We start from the raw sequence: 16,266 nt of genomic DNA, 5'->3' as shown, positions 1-16,266 counted from the left end.
GGGCGCTTTCGCGGAGCCGGACGGGCGGGTCGTGGCAGGCTGCGCCGCATGAGCGATCAGCACCCCGGCTCCGCGCCGGCACCGCCCGAGGATCTCTGGTCCGCCGTCGACGACCTGTGGGCCTGGCTGGACGGGCACCGCCCCCTCGGCGAGAGCCGGGAGGCGACGGTGCTGCCGCGGGTTCTGAAGCTGTCGGAGGAGGTCGGCGAGGTCGCCCAGGCGGTGATCGGCGCGACCGGCCAGAACCCGCGCAAGGGCACCACCCACACGTGGGACGACGTCGAGGCGGAACTGTGCGACGTGGTGATCACCGCCCTGGTGGCCCTGCGCACCCTGACGCCTCAGGCCCGGGAGGTCTTCGCCCGGCATCTGGACCGGGTCAGGCAGCGGTCGCTGGGGCCGGGCGGGGAGACCTGACCGAGGCCCCGCCCGCGCATCGGCGGCGCGTGACGTTCCGGTGGCGGAATCCGCTTGCTGATCAGGGGCCCGCCAAGGCCCCCCTGGCAAGCGAAGGGTGGAATTTCCATGGCCGAGGCCGACGAGAGCGTTCCGTACGCGGAGGGGATGCCCCAGCGCGCGGCCGACCTGGTCGCCCGTCTCACGGAGCGCAGCCGGCTGCCCCTGGACTACTCCGTGGCGAGTCTGCGGATCGTCGACTTCCTGATCGACGGCATGCGCAAGAGCGGCGCGTCGCGCGAGCGCGTACGGGGGCCGCTGCTCGGCCTCGGGGCGTACGTGGGTGAGGTGCTGGTGCGCCACGCCGGTGCGAGCTGGGTGGACTTCGACGCCGGCCAGCGGGCCCGTTTCTCCCAGCCGGCCGGCGTCCTCATGCCCGACGGGCGGCTGCGGAACCCGCTGGGCAAGGTCGTCGACCGCTTCGACACGGGTGGAGCACGCCATTCGCTCCAGGCCTTCCACCTGCCCCTGGACGGCCGGTCGCGGCGGGCGATCCTGACGCACGCCCGGACCGGTGGCGTACGCGCGGAGGAGGTCGGGCCCGCCGGAAGGGCCCGCTGAGCGTCACGCGGGGTGAGCTCTCGCTCTGCGACGGTGGGGGATCTCTGCGGCGGCGGCGACGAGGCCGTCTTCGGCGGTGGCAAATCCATCCGGGAGTCCATGGGCCAGTCGCGGGCCACCCGCGGCGAGGGAACACCGGACCTGGTCATCACGGGCGCGGTGGTCCTTGACCACTGGGGAGTGGTCAAGGCCGACGTCGGCGTGCGGGACGGCAGGATCGTGGCGCTGGGCAAGGCGGGCAACCCCGAGACCATGGACGGGGTCCATCCCGGCCTGGTCATCGGCCCCTCCACGGAGATCGCGGCCGGCAACGGGCTGATCCTGACGGCGGGCACGATCGACACCCATGTGCACTTCGTCGGCCCGGCCATGTTCGAGGAGGCCCTCGCGGCGGGCACCACCACGTTCGTCGGCGGCGGCACCGGACCCACCGAGGGCTCGAAGGCGACCCTGGCCACGCCGGGCGCCTGGTGGCTGCGGCGGATGCTGGAGGCCTGCGAGCCCTGGCCGCTCAACGTGCTGTTCCTGGCCCGCGGCAACACTGTGTCCCCCGAGGCGCTGTGGGAGCAACTGCGCGGCGGCGCGGGCGGGTTCAAGGTGCACGAGGACTGGGGCGCCACCCCGGCCGCGATCGACGCCGCGCTGACCGTCGCCGACCGGGCCGGAGTTCAGGTCGCGATCCACAGCGACACCCTCAACGAGGCGGGTTTCGTGGAGGATCTGCTCGCCGCCGTGGGCGGCCGGACGTTCCACGCGTTCCACACCGAGGGCGCGGGCGGCGGCCACGCACCGGACATCATCCGCATCGCCGGTGAGCCGAACGTGCTGCCCGCCTCGACCAATCCGACCCGCCCGTTCACCGTCAACACGGTCGCCGAGGCGCTGGACATGGTGATGGTGGCGCACCACCTCAACGCGCAGGTGCCCAACGACCTCGCGTTCGCCGAGAGCCGGGTGCGGCCCACGACCATCGCCACCGAGGACGTGCTGCACGACCTCGGAGCGCTCTCGATCATGTCCTCGGACGCCCAGGCGATGGGCCGGGTCGCGGAGGTGGTGACGCGGACGTGGCAGACCGCCCACCGGATGAAGGAGCTGCGCGGCCCACTGCCCGGCGGCAGCGGGGCCGACAACCACCGGGCCCGCCGCTACGTCGCCAAGTACACGATCTGCCCGGCGGTGGCCCACGGCCTGGAACGCGAGATCGGTTCCGTGGAGCCCGGGAAGCTGGCCGACCTGGTGCTGTGGCAGCCCGCCCTGTTCGGGGTGCGGCCCACGGTCGTGTTCAAGGCCGGGATGGCCGCGAGCGCCGCCCTCGGCGACCCGAACGCGTCGATCCCCACGCCCCAGCCGGTGCTGAACCGGATGGGCTACAACGTGGGCAGCCCGGCCGCCGCCGCGAGCGGCGTCGCCTTCGTCGCACCGGCGGCCGTCGAGGACGGCCTCGCGGACCGCCTGGGGCTGCGGCGGCGGCTCGTTGCCGTGGAGAACGTACGCGGCCGCGGCAAGCGGGACCTGCCGGAGAACACGGCCACGCCGCGCATCGAGGTCGACGCCGACACGTACGCCGTGCGGGTCGACGGGGAGCTGATCGAGCACGAACCCACGGCCGAAGTGCCCATGGCGCAGCGCTACTTCCTCTTCTGACCGCATGACAGGGACGCGCCTCGATGAACGCCCAGGACGCCACGCAGTCGCAGCCGGCGGCGCTGCTGCTGCTCGCCGACGGGCGCTTCCCCTCCGGCGGGCACGCGCATTCCGGCGGTCTGGAAGCGGCGGCGGCCCTGGACGGCGTGGACGACCTGGCCTCGCTGGAGGAGTTCCTGCAAGGACGGCTGGCGGCGACCGGCGTGGTGAGCGCAGCGTTCACGGCCGCGGCGTGCGCCGCCTTCGGCGGCACGGGCCGCCGAGGGGACGCCGGCACCGAGCAACTTGAGCTGCTGGACCGCGAGTTCGCCGCCAGGACCCCGTCACCGGCCTTGCGCACCGCCTCCCGCCGCCTGGGACGGCAACTGCTGCGGGCGGGCCGTACGGTCTGGCCCCACCCCCGCCTGGACGAGCTGAGCGCGGCGCCACGGCACGGCCCCCATCAGCCGGTCGCCCTCGGCGCGGTGGCCGCGGCGGCCGGCCTGGGTCCGGACGCCGCGGCGCTGGCCGCCGCCCACGAAGCGGTGCTCACCCCGGCGACGGCCGCCGTGCGGCTGCTCGGACTCGACCCGTTCGCGGTCCACGCCGTCCTCGCCCGGCTGGGCCCGCGGATCGCCGCCGTCGCCGCGGGGGCGGCGCACCACGCGGACACCGCGCCCGCGGATCTCCCGTCCCGCGCGGGCCCCCTGCTCGACATCCGTGCCGAACACCACTCCGTCTGGGAGGTGCGTCTCTTTGCGTCCTGACCCCACCCCGCGCCCCGGCCGGGCCCATGTCCACGCGCACGCCGAGGCACGAGGGACTCTGCCCCGCCACCCCGGCCGGGCGCTGCGCATCGGCATCGGCGGCCCGGTCGGCTCCGGCAAGACCGCGCTGGTCGCGGCGCTGTGCCGCACGCTGGCCCCGGAGCTCTCCCTGGCCGTGGTCACCAACGACATCTACACCACCGAGGATGCCGACTTCCTGCTGCGCAACGGCGTACTGGCCGCCGAACGGGTCCGGGCGGTCGAGACCGGGGCCTGCCCGCACACCGCGATCCGCGACGACATCTCCGCCAACCTCGAAGCCGTGGAGGAGCTGGAGGCGACCCTGCCGCCGCTCGACCTCGTCCTTCTGGAGAGCGGCGGGGACAACCTCACCGCCACGTTCAGCCGCGGACTGGTCCACCACCAGATCTTCGTCATCGACGTGGCCGGCGGGGACAAGGTGCCCCGCAAGGGCGGGCCGGGGGTCACCTCCGCCGACCTGCTGGTCGTCAACAAGACCGATCTGGCGCCGCAGGTCGGCGCGGACCTCGCCGTCATGGACCGTGACGCCCACGCCAAGCGCGGCGACCTGCCGGTGCTGTTCACCTCGCTGGTCCGGGACCCGTCCGCGGCCGACGTCGCCGCGTGGGTGCGGCAGTGCCTCGCCGTCCCCGCCCGGTGACCCGGTGATGCGTGCCCACGCCCGCCTGGCGGTGACGGCCGACCTGGACGGGTCCGGCGGGACCAGGACCCGGATCAGCCGCCTCCGCTCCGAGGCGCCGCTGATCTGGCGGCCCACCATCCCCTCCGCCGTCGAGCCGACGGGCCGGTGGAACCCGCACGGCGCCGCCCACGTGGCGCTGGCCGCGGCGGCCGCGGGCCCGGTCGGCGGCGACCACCTGCGGCTGGACGTCGAGGTCGCGGCGGGTGCGGCGCTCGTCGTACGCGGTGTGGCGGCGACCCTGGTGCTGCCGGGGCCGCACGGCCGCCCCTCGCACACCGATACCCGCCTGCGGGTCGCGCCGGCCGGCACCCTGGTCTGGCTGCCCGAACCGGTGATCGCCGCCGGCCGCTGCGACCACCACGCCACGACGCGCATCGAGCTGGAGCCGGGCGCCCGCCTGCTCGTCCGCGAGGAACTGCTCCTGGGCCGCCACGGCGAGACCCCGGGCTCGGTCCGCCAGCGCCTGCGGGTGACCCTCGCGGGCCGCCCCCTCCACGACCAGGAGTTCGCCGTCGGCCCGGACGTCCCGGGCTGGCGCGGCCCGGCCGTGACCGGCGGCCGGCGAGCCCTGGGCACCCTGCTCGTCGTCGCCCCCGGCAGTCCCGCGCTCCCACCCGCACCTCCCACCGCCGACGCGGCCGTCATGCCCCTCTCCCCCGGCGCCGTCCTGCTCGCCGCCCTGGCCGACGACGCCCCCACCCTGCGCCGGTACCTCGACCGGGGCCTGACCGGCCCGCCGTCGACGCCGCGGTCGCGGACGGTCACGGGCTGACACGGCGGACCGGCCTGGCTGCCCCGGCCGGACGCAAGAGGTGGTTTTCGGCCAAGGGGTGCTGGTGGGGCGGCTGGGGAGGGGGTGGGGTCTGTCTTGGTTGACGGTTGATCAATTACCTTGTGCCGTAAGCCAGTCACTCACTTCGAGGGAGCCCCATGTCCACCGCGCAGCAGGTGCCCGACATCCTCTCGCCCGAGTTCGCCGCGGACCCGTACCCGGCGTACCGTCTGATGCGCGACACCGCGCCCCTCATCTGGCACGAGGCCACTCGGAGTTACATCGTCTCGCGCTACGAGGACGTCGAGCGCGTCTTCAAGGACAAGAAGGGCGAGTTCACCACCGACAACTACGACTGGCAGATCGAGCCGGTGCACGGCAAGACGATCCTCCAGCTCAGCGGCCGTGAGCACGCCGTGCGCCGCGCACTGGTGGCCCCCGCCTTCCGCGGCGCCGACCTCCAGGAGAAGTTCCTGCCCGTCATCGAGCGCAATTCGCGCGAACTGATCGACGGCTTCCGGAACTCCGGCTCCGCCGACCTGGTGGGCGACTACGCCACCCGCTTCCCGGTCAACGTGATCGCCGACATGCTGGGCCTCGACAAGGCCGACCACGCGCGCTTCCACCGCTGGTACACGTCCGTGATCGCCTTCCTCGGCAACCTGTCGGGCGACCCCGAGGTGGCCGCGGCGGGCGAGCGGACCCGCGTCGAGTTCGCCGAGTACATGCTGCCGATCATCCGCGAGCGCCGCGACAACCTGGGCGACGACCTGCTGTCGACGCTGTGCGCCGCGGAGGTCGACGGCGTCCGGATGAGCGACGAGGACATCAAGGCGTTCTGCAGCCTGCTGCTCGCCGCCGGCGGCGAGACCACCGACAAGGCGATCGCCAGCATCTTCGCGAACCTGCTGCTCCACCCCGACCAGCTCGCCGCCGTCCGCGCGGACCGCGAACTGATCCCGCGCGCCTTCGCCGAGACCCTGCGGTACACCCCGCCCGTCCACATGATCATGCGGCAGACCGCGACCGAGGTGGAGCTCAGCGGCGGCACCATACCCGCGGGCGTCACCGTCACCTGCCTGATCGGCGCCGCCAACCGCGACGAGAACCGCTACCGCGACCCCGACCGCTTCGACATCTTCCGCGACGACCTCACCGCCACGACGGCCTTCTCGGCCGCCGCCGACCACCTGGCCTTCGCGCTCGGCAGGCACTTCTGCGTGGGCGCGCTGCTCGCCAAGGCGGAGGTCGAGATCGGGGTCAGCCAACTGCTGGACGCCATGCCGGACCTGCGTCTTGCCGACGGCTTCGACCCGGTCGAGCAGGGCGTCTTCACCCGCGGACCGGAGCGTCTGCCGGTGCGGTTCACACCCGTGACCGCCTGATCACCCGACCGGCACCGCCGAGGCCATGGGCCCCTTTCCGGAACAGGGGCCCATCCGCCCGCCTACTGCACCACGGGCGTGAACCGCACCGGAAGCGACATCAGCCCCCGCATCCAGATCGACGGACGCCAGGTCAGCGTCTCCGGCTCCACCGAGAGGACCAGGTCGGGCAGCCGCTCCAGCAGCGTCTCGACCGCCGTCCGCGCCATCACGTCCGCCAGCAGGGGTGCCGGATAGGGGCAGCGGTGCTCGCCGTTGCTGAACGACAGGTGCGCGGCGTTCTCCGCGCCCACGTTCGACTCGGGCCAGATCTGCGGATCGGTGTTGGCCGCGGCGAGACCCAGCACCAGGCAGTCGCCGGCCCGGATCTGCCGCCCGCCCAGCTGGGTGTCCCGGACGGCCCAGCGTCCGATGAAGTTCTGCGTCGGCGTGTCCAGCCACAGCGCCTCGTTGAGCGCCTCACCCACGCTGAGCCGGCCGCCCGACACGTTCACGGCGAACCGCTCGTCCGTCAGCAGCAGTCGCAGCGTGTTGCAGATCCAGTTCGCCGTCGGCTGCTGCGCCGCGGCGATCACCGAGATCAGGTCCTGGACGATCTCCTCGTCCGTCAGCCCCGCCGGATGCCGCAGCATGCGCGAGGTGACGTCGGGGCCCGGGCTGACCCGCTTGTCCTTCACGAGTTGCTGCAGCCGCTCGCCCACACGCCCGTACGCGGCCACCGGGTCGTCGCCCTCGGCGGCGTCCAGCGAGATCCGCAGGTCCTCGACGAGCTGCTGGGTGTCCTCGCCCGAGGTCGGCATGCCGCACATCTGCACCACGGCCCGCATCGGCAGGGCGTGCACGTAACCGGACATCAGCTCGGCGTGCCCGCTGCCCGCGAAGTCGGCGATGAGCCGGTCGGCGATCGACTGGCAGTTGCGGGCCAGCTCGAACTGGTCGACGCCCTCCAGCGCCTGGGTGATCACCCCGGCCCGCCGCCGGTGCTCGCCGCCCTCGGTGAACAGCACCGAGGGCTGGTAACCGACGTACGGCATCAGCGGCCAGTCCGCCGGGATGTTCTCCCACTGGTTCCAGCGCCGCGAGTCCCGCGCGAACAGCTCGTCGTGGCTGGTCACATAGGTGACCTCGGAGTAGCCGAGCACCAGCCAGGCCGGTATGTCCCCGTCGAGCAGCACCGGCGCGACCGGGCCGTGCTCCCAGCGCAGCGCGCGGTAGAGCTGTGACGGCGTCTGCTGGTACTCCAGCCCCGCCAGGCGCACCGCGTCGGGCTGGTGGGCGGGGCAGCCCGGCGGGGCCGGTCGCGCGGAAGAGGAGTCGGTCACGGTGTCGCCTCCTGGACCATGGCCAGTTCGTACAGGTGGTCCACGAGGGTGATCAGCACGTCCTTGCCGGACTGCCGGACCCGCGCGTCGCAGTCGAGCATCGGCACGTGCTCGGGCAGTGCGAGCGCCTGGCGGATCTCATCGAGGGAGTACCGGTCGGTGTCGTCGTCGAACCGGTTGACGGCCACCACGAACGGCGTCTTGTGGTGCTCGAGCCGGTCGATCGCGTACCAGGAGTCGTCCATCCGGCGGGTGTCCACGAGCACCACGGCGCCCAGGGTTCCGGAGAACAGCCTGTCCCACAGGAACCAGAAGCGCTCCTGGCCCGGCGCGCCGAACAGGTACAGCACCATGCGCTCGTTGAGGCTGATCCGCCCGAAGTCGAACGCCACCGTCGTGGTCGTCTTCGTCGCGACCGCGCTGGTCTCGTCGACGCCGACGCCGGCCTGCGTCATCACCTCCTCGGTGTTCAGCGGCCGGATCTCGCTCACCGAGCGCACCAGGGTGGTCTTGCCGACACCGAAACCGCCCACGATGACGATCTTCAGGCCGGTCTCCGCGGCGTCGTCCAGGGGCGTGCGGTGGGAGGGCAGCTCAGAGGTTGCGGAGCCCATGGAGCACCTCCTTGAGAAGGGCGGAATCGGGGAGCGAGGCGACGGACTGCGCCGCGCGCGGGTGGCGGGCGGTGATACGGCCCATGTCGAGCAGGTCGCCGAGCAGGATCCGCACCACCGTGATGGGCAGTTTCAGCTCCGCGGCGATCTCGACGACGGCCGTGGGGTGTTCGCACAGCTCCAGGATCCGGGTGTGCTCCGACTGCATTCCCGCGGTGGGCCGGGACTCACTGACGATGAGGGTGACCAGGTCGAAGGATTCGTCGGCGCGGCTCCGGCCGGCCGTGACCGTGTAGAGCCGGTCGGGGTCACCGGTGTCCACGGGTTTGCGCATCACGACGCGGCACTCCCCGGAACGGGCTCTCGGGGCAGGGCGCGCAGGTGCTCGCCGATCTGGTCGACCAGTTCCGTCATCTGATGGCCGACGACGCCGGGGTCGGCGTCCTCGTCGGCGAGGACGGCCAGGTGCGCTCCCTCGCCGGCCTCCACGATGAACAGCAGGCCGCCGTGGAACTCCGTCATGGACTGCCGCACTCCGCCGCTGCCGTCGCCGAACTCCATGGACGCGCCCTGGGCGAGTGCCTGGATGCCGGAGCAGATCGCGGCCAGTTGGTCGGCCTGGTCCAGGGCCAGGTTTTCGGTCCAGCACAGCTTGAGGCCGTCCCGGGACAGGGCCAGGGCGTGGCGGGTGCCGCGGGTGCGCTCCAGGAGGCTCTGGAGGAGCCAGGTGAGGCTGTTGTCTGTGGTCTGCATGATGGGTGATGGGACGGTGGTGCCCGGTTCGACCGGTCACCGGCCCGTTCCTCCAATCTCAGGAAATCGAGCGGGACGTGGGCGCCGACGCCCCGGGCGCCGTACGGGAAGGGGGCGGTGGGCTTACGGGGCGGCCGGCGGCCCGGACTCGGGCCGGGCGTCCGGTCCCGCGGTGCCGCCCGCGGCCCGGCGCCCGCGGTGGAAGGCGCCGAAGCGTGAACCGGCGTCGCGTGCCGGGCGGGCTCCGTCGGGCGCCTCGGACTTCGTGCCGGACGCCGCCTCGGACGCCGACCGGCGCTGCTCGCGCTCCCGTTCCGCCTCGGCCATGGTGCGGCCGGGGGCGCGGACGGGCAGGCCGTTCAGCGTGGCGCCGGTGGCACGCCGGGGCTGTCCCTGTTCGGGCGGCTCCGGCCGGGCGGCGGGCCGCTCCGGGGCTCGGGGGCGCGATGGGGCCTCGGGCGTCGGGGCCGGGGCGGGCGACGCGGCGGGCGCCGGCGACGTGGCGGCGACGGGACCGGGCGTGGGCGCGGTTCCCGCGGCGGGGCGGCCGGTCGTCTCCCGCGGGATCGACTCGCGCTGCTGGGCGAGCAGTTGCGGGGGCAGCAGGACGACGACGCCGGTGCCGCCGCGTGAGGAGGGGCGGTAGTTGACGCTGATGCCGTACTTGCCCGCGAGCCGTCCGACCACGGCGAGTCCGAGCCGGGTGCCCTGGAGCGAGGCGAGGTCGTTCACGCGGCCGGACACCGCCTCCTCGGCGCGGCGCATCGCCGCGTCGGCCATCTTCAGGCCGCTGTCCTCGATGGTGACGACCATGCCGGCGGCGCGGTCCTCGACGTAGACGTGCACCTCGTCGATGGGCGGGGAGAAGTTCGCCGCGTTGTCCATCAGTTCGGCGAGCAGATGCATGACGCCCTCGGCGGCGAAGCCGGAGACCGCGGCGGTGGTGGAGCAGTGCAGGCGCACCCGCTGGTAGGCGGCGATACGGCCGACGGCGCCGCGCAGGATGCTCTCCATCACGATCGGCTTGTTCCACGCACGGCTGGACCGGCCGCCCATGAGGAGTGCCAGCCGGTCGGTCATCAGGCCGAGCTGGGAGGTGCTGTGGTCCAGCTTGAGCAGGTCGCCGAAGACCTCCTCGCCGTGGCGTTCCTGCATCTCCCGCAGGTCGGCGAGCATGCTGACGGACTTGGCCTGGACGCGGCTCAGCGCCTTGGCGGAGGCGGCCTGGGCGGCAGCGGCGCGCCGCTCGCTGTGGGCGAGTTCGCGGACGAACGACTCGGTCGGGGTGCGCACCATGGCCGGCCGCGGCAGGTCGAGTTCGGCGAGCACCGTGTCGGCGGACTGGCCGTCGCGCAGCCGGGCGATCGCGGCGGGCAGCGTCTCCTGCTCCAGCCGCTCCAGCGCGGCGGTGGCCTCCGCCAGCTCCTGGCGGGCCTGCCGGCGCTCGTCGTCCAGGGCGGCCGCGCGCCGCACGTCCTCCTCGACGGCGGCGGCGAAGGTGTGCACGATCCGGCCGAGCTGCGGGTCGGACGGCGGCGGCACGCTGCCCACCGCGTCCTTTGCGCTCGTGCCGTCCCGGAGCTGCTTGGCCACGGCGGGCAGGGTCACGTTGACCAGGTGCGCGGTCTCCGCCGAAAGCTGCGCGGACTGCGCCTTGAGACGGCCGGTCTCGGAGGCCTGCGCCGCGGCCGTGCGCCGGGCCCGGTGGATGAGCCGGTGACTGACGAGGACGGTCACGGCCAGGCACACCCAGGCGACCGCCGCGAAGGTCAGCGCCCAGGCGCGGGCGCCGGACGGCGCCAGGGCGACGGCCGTACCGCCGGCCGCGGCGCCCACCACCAGTACGGCGAGGGGCGCGGTCGGCGAGGTGTGCGGCGCCTTCGCCGGCCGGTGCTGACTGGGCGGTGCAGGCACTGACATTCCGCGGTCCCTCGGTCCATGAGATCAGAAGAAACGGGGCAGCCGGCTCACGGCGGCCGCGGGCCGGAAAGGGGGTCGCCAAGAGGACGACGATCTTCCGACCGGGTACCCGCTCATGCTAGCCACACCGCCGCGCGAGAAGATCTGGCTGACCGCCCAGTCAGCCGGAGACGCAAGTTCGTCGCGAAGCGGTTGTCTGAACGCCCGTCCGTGATAAAGGAGATGGAGCTCTCAGGACGCCCCGACGCGCAAGCCACTGACTGTGAATGTGCTGACGAAGTGTCAGGTGTGCAAAAATACACCGGCCCTCGCCCGTCAACTCCGTTCCGCAACAGTCGCTTTCCAGCCAACCACACTCCGCCTGAAGATGAACTCACCCATTTTCGAGCGCATTTGAGTAGAGCGACAGGCCGCGACCCGAAGGTCAACGCCAGCGTGGCCCTGTCACTCAGAACCTGCGCTTCGGTGCGCGACCCGCAGGCCCGGATGGGGCCACCAGTACGTCCGCGCCCTCACACTGGTGGAGCCGTCGAGGTCGACGCTCGCCTTGTAGGCGACCCTGCCGTTTGGCCAGTTCAGGGCGGGGCCTCAGGTTCCCCAGGGCCTTCGTTGCGAAGGGGGCGGCGTCCTGTGCCGTCGAACGTTGAGTGCGTACCATCGAAGCCTGAGTGACGTGGATCACTAAAGACCTCCGTGCCCCACGCAACTGCGGCCTACGTCGTCGCTGTCTGACAGTGAGTCGGGCTCGTATGGGCCGGGGAGCGAGAGAGCGGGGCAGGCCGTGGGACGGCGCAGGGGCGGCATGGGGATCGCTCTTGTCACGGTCGCGATGCTGGTGGGCACGAGTGCCTGCGGCGGGGGCGGCAGCGACAAGGCGAGCGGGGACGACGCAAAGGCGTCGGGCAAGCCGAGTGCGAGCGCCTCGCCGTCACCGACGAAGCCCGCGGGCCCACCGATGCTGCTGGAGACGATCACTCCGCAGACGGGAACCACGGTCGGCGTGGCCATGCCGATCTCGGTGGTCTTCACGAACCCGGTGGCGGCGAAGGCGCGGGCCGCGGTGGAGAAGCACATGAAGGTGAGCGCCTCGCAGCCGGTGGTCGGCGCCTGGCACTGGATGGGCGACAAGCGCGCCGACTGGCGGCCGAAGACGTACTGGCCCTCCGGCACGAAGGTGAAGATCGACGTTGAGATGAAAGGCGTCAGCAACGGCAACGGACGCTACGGCGTGCACGACTACACGCACACCTTCGAGATCGGCGACGACGTGCGCGCGGATGTCTCGGTGACCGGCCACACCATGAAGGTGAGCCGGAACGGCAACGTGGTGCGCACCCTGTCGATCAACGCAGGCAGTGCTCAGTATCCGACGTGGAACGGGACGATGGCCGTCATCGACAAGCAGGAGAAGGTCCACATGACCTCCTGCAGCGTCGGCATCAGCTGCGACAAGGGCAGCCCCGACTACTACGATCTGACGCTGCCCTGGGACGTCCACCTGACCCAGTCCGGCACGTATGTGCACTACTCGACCGGCGACCCCACTCCGGGCAGCGGCAGCGCCCGCGGCTCGCACGGCTGCGTCCATCTGTCCCTGCCGGACGCCAAGTGGTTCTACGGTCAGGTCAAGCAGGGCGACCCGGTCACCATCACCGGCTCGCCCCGTGCCAAGGCCCCGGCCGACAACGGCTACGCCGCCTTCAACCTGGCATGGGACCAGTGGCTCGCAGGCGGCGCGACCGGGGAGCAGACGACCGCGACACTGTGACGCGCTGCAGCGCCGGCACCGGCTTTCTGAGGCCTCCGCAGGCACTGCCGGTTCTGGCTCGATTTCCGGAAGTCGCGACAGAGCCACGTCAGCGTGTCCGTGGACGATCGGCCGGACGGCGCTCCCGTCCGGCCGTCGGGCCGGGCCTTATCGCTTACATGGCTTGCCGGAACCGTTGTTGCTCAGGTAGGCGTCGTAGACCCAGCCGAGACTGCCGCCGCCGGGGACACGTACCCACGTCCAGGTGTTGCCGTAGTCGTTTCTGACGTAGCAGTCGTACTCGACCTTGGTACCGGGCGCGATTTCCCCGACGCCGGTGCAGCTCCCGTAGGGGCCGGTGTGGACGGCGGCCGAGGAACTACTGATCACCTTGCCGATGGTCCCGTCCAGCTGCTGATGCGGCCAGTAGGTGTTGCCGCAGGTCTCCGCAGCCGGTGCGGTGGCCGCGGCCTGGGCCGCGGGGGCGGACAGGGCACTCAGGGCCAGCGCGGCCCCGAGTGCCGCTGCAGCCAGAGCTTTGCGAGCATGCACGAAATTTCCTCCTGTCGCGAGACGCGATGTCGAGGACGCTGTCGGGGACGAGGCGTGACAGGGAGCGGGGCACACGCCGACGGGGCCGTGGCCGGCTCGGATCCGAAGTCCGCGGCGGCGTCTGAGACAAGGCTGGCCAATGACAGCAGGAAAGTTCTTGACCGTCAGCGCACGGTCGTTGTCGATTCCTGCACGGACCGGTCGAGGACTGGGCGCCGGTAGTCGCTGGGAGGCATGCCGTAGGCGGCGCGGAAGAGGCGGCTGAAGTGGGCGGAGTCGGTGAAGCCCCAGCGAGCGGCAATGTCCTGGATCGGGCGCATGACCAGGCGGGGGTCGGCCAGATCACGGCGACAGCTCTCCAGGCGCCGTTGACGTATCCAGGCGGCCGGCGAGGTGCCGTCGTCGGCGAGCAGCTGCTGCAGGTGGCGCAGGGAGATGTGGTGGGCGTCCGCGACGGCCTGGGGAGTCAGGCCGGGGTCATCGAGGTGCTGCTCGACAAAGTCACGGATCTGGACGCCCAGGGCGCGTCTGCGGGCCTGGGGCGAAAGGGCGTCCTCGGCGTCCAGGCAACGGCTGAGCGTGGACACCAGGAGGTCGGTGGTGACCGAGGCGAGGGTGGGCACGTCCGCCGGGGTGAACTCGTGGGCTCGGCGGTGGAGGTCGGCGACCCAGCGGTGGAAGACGCCGCCCATGCCCTGGCCGCCAGGCACCGGCACGCTGATCAGGCGCCGCACGGTCTTCTCCGGCAGGGGCAGCAGGGCTCGGGGGAGCTGGATGACGAACGAGGTCCATCCGTGGGAAGGGTTGTGGAGCGTGGCCTTCATGGGGTGGCTGCTGTCGGCCAGAACAGTCTGGCCGGCGTGGAACTCCGCATCGCGCCCAGCGGTTGTGACACGTCCGCCTCCGGACACGGCACAGTTGACCTGGTAGACCTCCGGGTCGAACTGCCGCACCGATCTGGAGGTGCGCACAACATGCAGATGGGGCATGGCCAGCGCGGACACCTGTAGGTCGCCCAGATGCAGGATGCGCATCCTCGCACGGAAGTCGTTCTGGTTCTCGCTGCGCAGCAGGTCGCGGACATGCGAGCGCCCCGAGAACTCCTCCCACAGGGCGAACCGCTCCGGCGGTGCCACCGTCTCCGTACTGAACTCCGTCACCAGCATTTCGCCCCCGGGGCCGGTCGGATACGCGTCGGTGAGAGCGTGCCCTGCAAGCGTGCCCTGCCCGGGCCACGCAGAGGGAGTCGATGATCGGCCGTTGTACGGAGCACTTGAGGCCCGGCCACCGCCAGGACAAGCCGAAGCGGCGGACCAGCCAGGTGATGCGGCGGGACGGCCGCGAGCCGCACGGGCCCGGCACCGCGATCACCCTGATGATGTCCGAGCGCGGCATGGTCGCCCCGGCCGCGGGCGGCAGCGTCCTCGCCAAGTGGGGCAACGTTCTCGCCGCGGCGCCGCACCCGGGCTCGCCGGGCACTCACCCGCGGTCGCGTTCGACGCGGACACCGGCCGCCTGGACGTCGTCCCCGAAGCCCCCGCCTCGCACACTCCTCCCACCGCTGCGAGTCCAGCCAGGCATGCGCGGCCCGGGTGCCACCCGACGCCGTGGCGGGGGTGCTTGGTCAGGGGCCCCGCCTGACCCTCTCTCCCGCGGCCTGGAAGAATTTCCTACGCCGTGAAGTGACGCCCCCCCACCGTCACTTCACGGCGTCCGCGCCGCCGTCGCCAGCGCTGTGGCCCGCAGGGTCGCGAGCTTGCTGAGACCCTGTTCGTGGCCTCGGGCCACCGACCCCTCCGCGTCGTCCTGCGCGGCTCGAATCGCAGGCTCGACCCGAGCCTGCTTCTGGCAGTCGACGTCCCGCCTCGCCTGGGTCAGCAGCGCGTCGAACGCCGCACGGCCGGCGGTTCGGTTCGCCCCCGTCTGCTCCATGCGGCGGTTCGCGTCCGGCCATACCTTCGCCAGCGTGGTCACCGGGTATCCGGCCCGGTCCATGCACGCGGCCCACTTCCGTTGCGCGGCGGTGACCCGCGGGTCGCCCTGCACCCGGGCGATGACCTTGGCGTACAACGTCTCCTCGCTGTACAGCAGGGCCGTCCACTCCTTGCCGTAAAGCTCGGTTTGGGCCTTGTAGAAACACCCGTCGGTACGGACGGCGATTTCACCGCCGTCTTCCAGAGGAATGGTCTTCTCATATGCGGCGGTGCCGAACAGGGCATCGCGCTCGCGGTCGGCCAGCCGGTTGTCCGTTGGGACCCTCGAGTCGTGGAGTCCATAGCCGTGCCTGGCCACATCCCCGCCTTCCAGCAGGCCGTACGGGTTCGGCGGTTCCGGGGGCAGCTCCGCCTTGGCGACGACGTGGAAGTCCATTCCGCGAGCCCGCATGCAGCGCCTTGTCAGCACGTCCTCGGCGTGACGGAGTGATTGCCGCTGTTCCCCGGAGAACTGGAGGGAGGCGAAAGGTTCGGGCAGCGCGCCGGCGTTCCGCGGCTTGCCCCCGCCGGTCCAGCTCCAGGAGCTTGCGAGGGCCACCAGCCCGATCAGGACCGCCAGGGCCGTGAACACCACCGTCAGCACCGCGATTCCGCGCCGTGATGGCTGTTTCATCGGTTCTCCACGCACCTCATGCCTGGTTGGTCGTGCCCTCGGCCGGACAGCCGAGGGCACGGGCCACGGTGGGGGTCAGCGAGAGGTGCACCAGTGGTTGCTCTGGATGCCCGTGGTGCGGTACTCGGGGATGTTGTCGAGGGTGGGGTAGCCCTGACCCCGACTCAGGGTGTGCATGACGCCCTGGTAGTTGGGCTTGGACCACAGGTAGGCCGTACAGCTCGCCCCGTTGTTGAAGATCGACTGCACGTACCGGAACTTCGAGTACTGCCGCAGGTCCGCGTTGTTGTCCTTCACGGGCCCCGCTCCTCCCTGGTAGTACGCCTGCGGGTAGGCGCACAGGTACTGCGAAGCGCAGTCGCTCGGGGCGGCCGCCGCCGGAGTGGCCGCCACCCCGGCGGTTGCCAGCGAGGCCACCAGCCCCGCAGCCGCCAGAAGCACGCGCATCTTCATGGGATTC

The 16,266-nt window shown here is 72.0% G+C and carries 17 protein-coding genes; 8 read left to right on the top strand and 9 right to left on the bottom strand.

Annotated features, from left to right (window positions below; genetic code table 11):
* Nucleotides 1–48 precede the first annotated feature (48 nt).
* From ACIOWN_RS01390 to ACIOWN_RS01360, 7 genes are all read left to right on the top strand, one after another.
* Entirely contained in the window at nucleotides 49–417 is a 369-nt protein-coding gene (locus ACIOWN_RS01390) for a MazG-like family protein (RefSeq protein WP_100567066.1), read from the top strand.
* A gap of 108 nt (nucleotides 418–525) precedes the next feature.
* Entirely contained in the window at nucleotides 526–1,017 is a 492-nt protein-coding gene (locus ACIOWN_RS01385) for a hypothetical protein (protein ID WP_401979655.1), read from the top strand.
* A gap of 12 nt (nucleotides 1,018–1,029) precedes the next feature.
* The gene (locus ACIOWN_RS01380; protein WP_362347636.1) at nucleotides 1,030–2,664 is read left to right on the top strand and encodes an urease subunit alpha; all 1,635 of its coding nucleotides are present in this window, start codon (nucleotides 1,030–1,032) and stop codon (nucleotides 2,662–2,664) included.
* 23 nt (nucleotides 2,665–2,687) lie between these two features.
* On the top strand, nucleotides 2,688–3,410 hold the full coding sequence (locus tag ACIOWN_RS01375; protein ID WP_362347634.1) for an urease accessory UreF family protein: 723 nt from the start codon (nucleotides 2,688–2,690) through the stop codon (nucleotides 3,408–3,410).
* Nucleotides 3,400–4,092 (top strand): urease accessory protein UreG, encoded by a 693-nt coding sequence (gene ureG, locus ACIOWN_RS01370; RefSeq protein ID WP_401979652.1) that lies wholly within the window; start codon nucleotides 3,400–3,402, stop codon nucleotides 4,090–4,092. The genes ACIOWN_RS01375 and ureG overlap by 11 nt, the downstream gene beginning before the upstream one ends.
* A 7-nt stretch (nucleotides 4,093–4,099) precedes the next feature.
* Entirely contained in the window at nucleotides 4,100–4,906 is an 807-nt protein-coding gene (locus ACIOWN_RS01365; RefSeq protein WP_362347633.1) for an urease accessory protein UreD, read from the top strand.
* 158 nt (nucleotides 4,907–5,064) lie between these two features.
* Complete coding sequence (locus tag ACIOWN_RS01360; protein WP_362347631.1) at nucleotides 5,065–6,291, top strand: cytochrome P450; 1,227 nt, start codon at nucleotides 5,065–5,067, stop codon at nucleotides 6,289–6,291.
* Nucleotides 6,292–6,353: 62 nt separating this feature from the next.
* On the opposite strand, the gene ACIOWN_RS01355 is transcribed toward ACIOWN_RS01360, so the two are convergent.
* From ACIOWN_RS01355 to ACIOWN_RS01335, 5 genes are all read right to left on the bottom strand, one after another.
* On the bottom strand, nucleotides 6,354–7,613 hold the full coding sequence (locus ACIOWN_RS01355) for a cytochrome P450 (RefSeq protein WP_362347629.1): 1,260 nt from the start codon (nucleotides 7,611–7,613) through the stop codon (nucleotides 6,354–6,356).
* Nucleotides 7,610–8,227 (bottom strand): ATP/GTP-binding protein, encoded by a 618-nt coding sequence (locus tag ACIOWN_RS01350; RefSeq protein WP_362347627.1) that lies wholly within the window; start codon nucleotides 8,225–8,227, stop codon nucleotides 7,610–7,612. The genes ACIOWN_RS01355 and ACIOWN_RS01350 overlap by 4 nt, the downstream gene beginning before the upstream one ends.
* Nucleotides 8,208–8,564 (bottom strand): DUF742 domain-containing protein, encoded by a 357-nt coding sequence (locus ACIOWN_RS01345; protein ID WP_100567058.1) that lies wholly within the window; start codon nucleotides 8,562–8,564, stop codon nucleotides 8,208–8,210. The genes ACIOWN_RS01350 and ACIOWN_RS01345 overlap by 20 nt, the downstream gene beginning before the upstream one ends.
* Nucleotides 8,561–8,980: a roadblock/LC7 domain-containing protein gene (locus ACIOWN_RS01340; RefSeq protein WP_362347626.1), complete on the bottom strand. Its 420-nt coding sequence runs from the start codon at nucleotides 8,978–8,980 to the stop codon at nucleotides 8,561–8,563. The genes ACIOWN_RS01345 and ACIOWN_RS01340 overlap by 4 nt, the downstream gene beginning before the upstream one ends.
* Before the next feature lie 123 nt (nucleotides 8,981–9,103).
* Nucleotides 9,104–10,900, bottom strand: coding sequence for an ATP-binding protein (locus ACIOWN_RS01335; RefSeq protein WP_362347624.1), 1,797 nt, complete (start codon nucleotides 10,898–10,900; stop codon nucleotides 9,104–9,106).
* Nucleotides 10,901–11,702: 802 nt separating this feature from the next.
* Here ACIOWN_RS01335 and ACIOWN_RS01330 point away from each other — a divergent pair.
* A complete protein-coding gene (locus ACIOWN_RS01330) occupies nucleotides 11,703–12,668 on the top strand; it encodes an Ig-like domain-containing protein (protein ID WP_401979647.1) in 966 nt (321 codons plus the stop codon).
* Nucleotides 12,669–12,815: 147 nt separating this feature from the next.
* On the opposite strand, the gene ACIOWN_RS01325 is transcribed toward ACIOWN_RS01330, so the two are convergent.
* From ACIOWN_RS01325 to ACIOWN_RS01310, 4 genes are all read right to left on the bottom strand, one after another.
* Nucleotides 12,816–13,199: a hypothetical protein gene (locus ACIOWN_RS01325; RefSeq protein WP_362347620.1), complete on the bottom strand. Its 384-nt coding sequence runs from the start codon at nucleotides 13,197–13,199 to the stop codon at nucleotides 12,816–12,818.
* 164 nt (nucleotides 13,200–13,363) lie between these two features.
* Nucleotides 13,364–14,365, bottom strand: coding sequence for a helix-turn-helix domain-containing protein (locus ACIOWN_RS01320; protein WP_401979644.1), 1,002 nt, complete (start codon nucleotides 14,363–14,365; stop codon nucleotides 13,364–13,366).
* Between the two features lie 538 nt (nucleotides 14,366–14,903).
* Complete coding sequence (locus tag ACIOWN_RS01315) at nucleotides 14,904–15,806, bottom strand: hypothetical protein (protein WP_401979642.1); 903 nt, start codon at nucleotides 15,804–15,806, stop codon at nucleotides 14,904–14,906.
* 75 nt (nucleotides 15,807–15,881) lie between these two features.
* Complete coding sequence (locus ACIOWN_RS01310; RefSeq protein ID WP_398147449.1) at nucleotides 15,882–16,259, bottom strand: peptidase inhibitor family I36 protein; 378 nt, start codon at nucleotides 16,257–16,259, stop codon at nucleotides 15,882–15,884.
* Nucleotides 16,260–16,266: the final 7 nt, after the last annotated feature.

The sequence above is a fragment of the Streptomyces sp. NPDC087787 genome, assembly GCF_044743035.1.
Lineage (GTDB): Bacteria > Actinomycetota > Actinomycetes > Streptomycetales > Streptomycetaceae > Streptomyces.
The sequence above is the reverse complement of the archived record's forward strand: the minus strand, read 5'-3'. Positions and strand labels throughout refer to the sequence as shown.

Excerpts from the sequence above, each read along its gene's own strand:
- ACIOWN_RS01330 (WP_401979647.1), top strand. The coding sequence starts at position 11,703 with ATGGGGATCGCTCTTGTCACGGTCGCGATGCTGGTGGGCACGAGTGCC.
- ACIOWN_RS01310 (WP_398147449.1), bottom strand. The coding sequence starts at position 16,259 with ATGAAGATGCGCGTGCTTCTGGCGGCTGCGGGGCTGGTGGCCTCGCTG.
- ACIOWN_RS01350 (WP_362347627.1), bottom strand. The coding sequence starts at position 8,227 with ATGGGCTCCGCAACCTCTGAGCTGCCCTCCCACCGCACGCCCCTGGAC.
- ACIOWN_RS01335 (WP_362347624.1), bottom strand. The coding sequence starts at position 10,900 with ATGTCAGTGCCTGCACCGCCCAGTCAGCACCGGCCGGCGAAGGCGCCG.
- ACIOWN_RS01385 (WP_401979655.1), top strand. The coding sequence starts at position 526 with ATGGCCGAGGCCGACGAGAGCGTTCCGTACGCGGAGGGGATGCCCCAG.
- ACIOWN_RS01315 (WP_401979642.1), bottom strand. The coding sequence starts at position 15,806 with ATGAAACAGCCATCACGGCGCGGAATCGCGGTGCTGACGGTGGTGTTC.
- ACIOWN_RS01365 (WP_362347633.1), top strand. The coding sequence starts at position 4,100 with ATGCGTGCCCACGCCCGCCTGGCGGTGACGGCCGACCTGGACGGGTCC.
- ACIOWN_RS01375 (WP_362347634.1), top strand. The coding sequence starts at position 2,688 with ATGAACGCCCAGGACGCCACGCAGTCGCAGCCGGCGGCGCTGCTGCTG.
- ACIOWN_RS01390 (WP_100567066.1), top strand. The coding sequence starts at position 49 with ATGAGCGATCAGCACCCCGGCTCCGCGCCGGCACCGCCCGAGGATCTC.
- ACIOWN_RS01320 (WP_401979644.1), bottom strand. The coding sequence starts at position 14,365 with ATGCTGGTGACGGAGTTCAGTACGGAGACGGTGGCACCGCCGGAGCGG.
- ACIOWN_RS01360 (WP_362347631.1), top strand. The coding sequence starts at position 5,065 with ATGTCCACCGCGCAGCAGGTGCCCGACATCCTCTCGCCCGAGTTCGCC.
- ACIOWN_RS01340 (WP_362347626.1), bottom strand. The coding sequence starts at position 8,980 with ATGCAGACCACAGACAACAGCCTCACCTGGCTCCTCCAGAGCCTCCTG.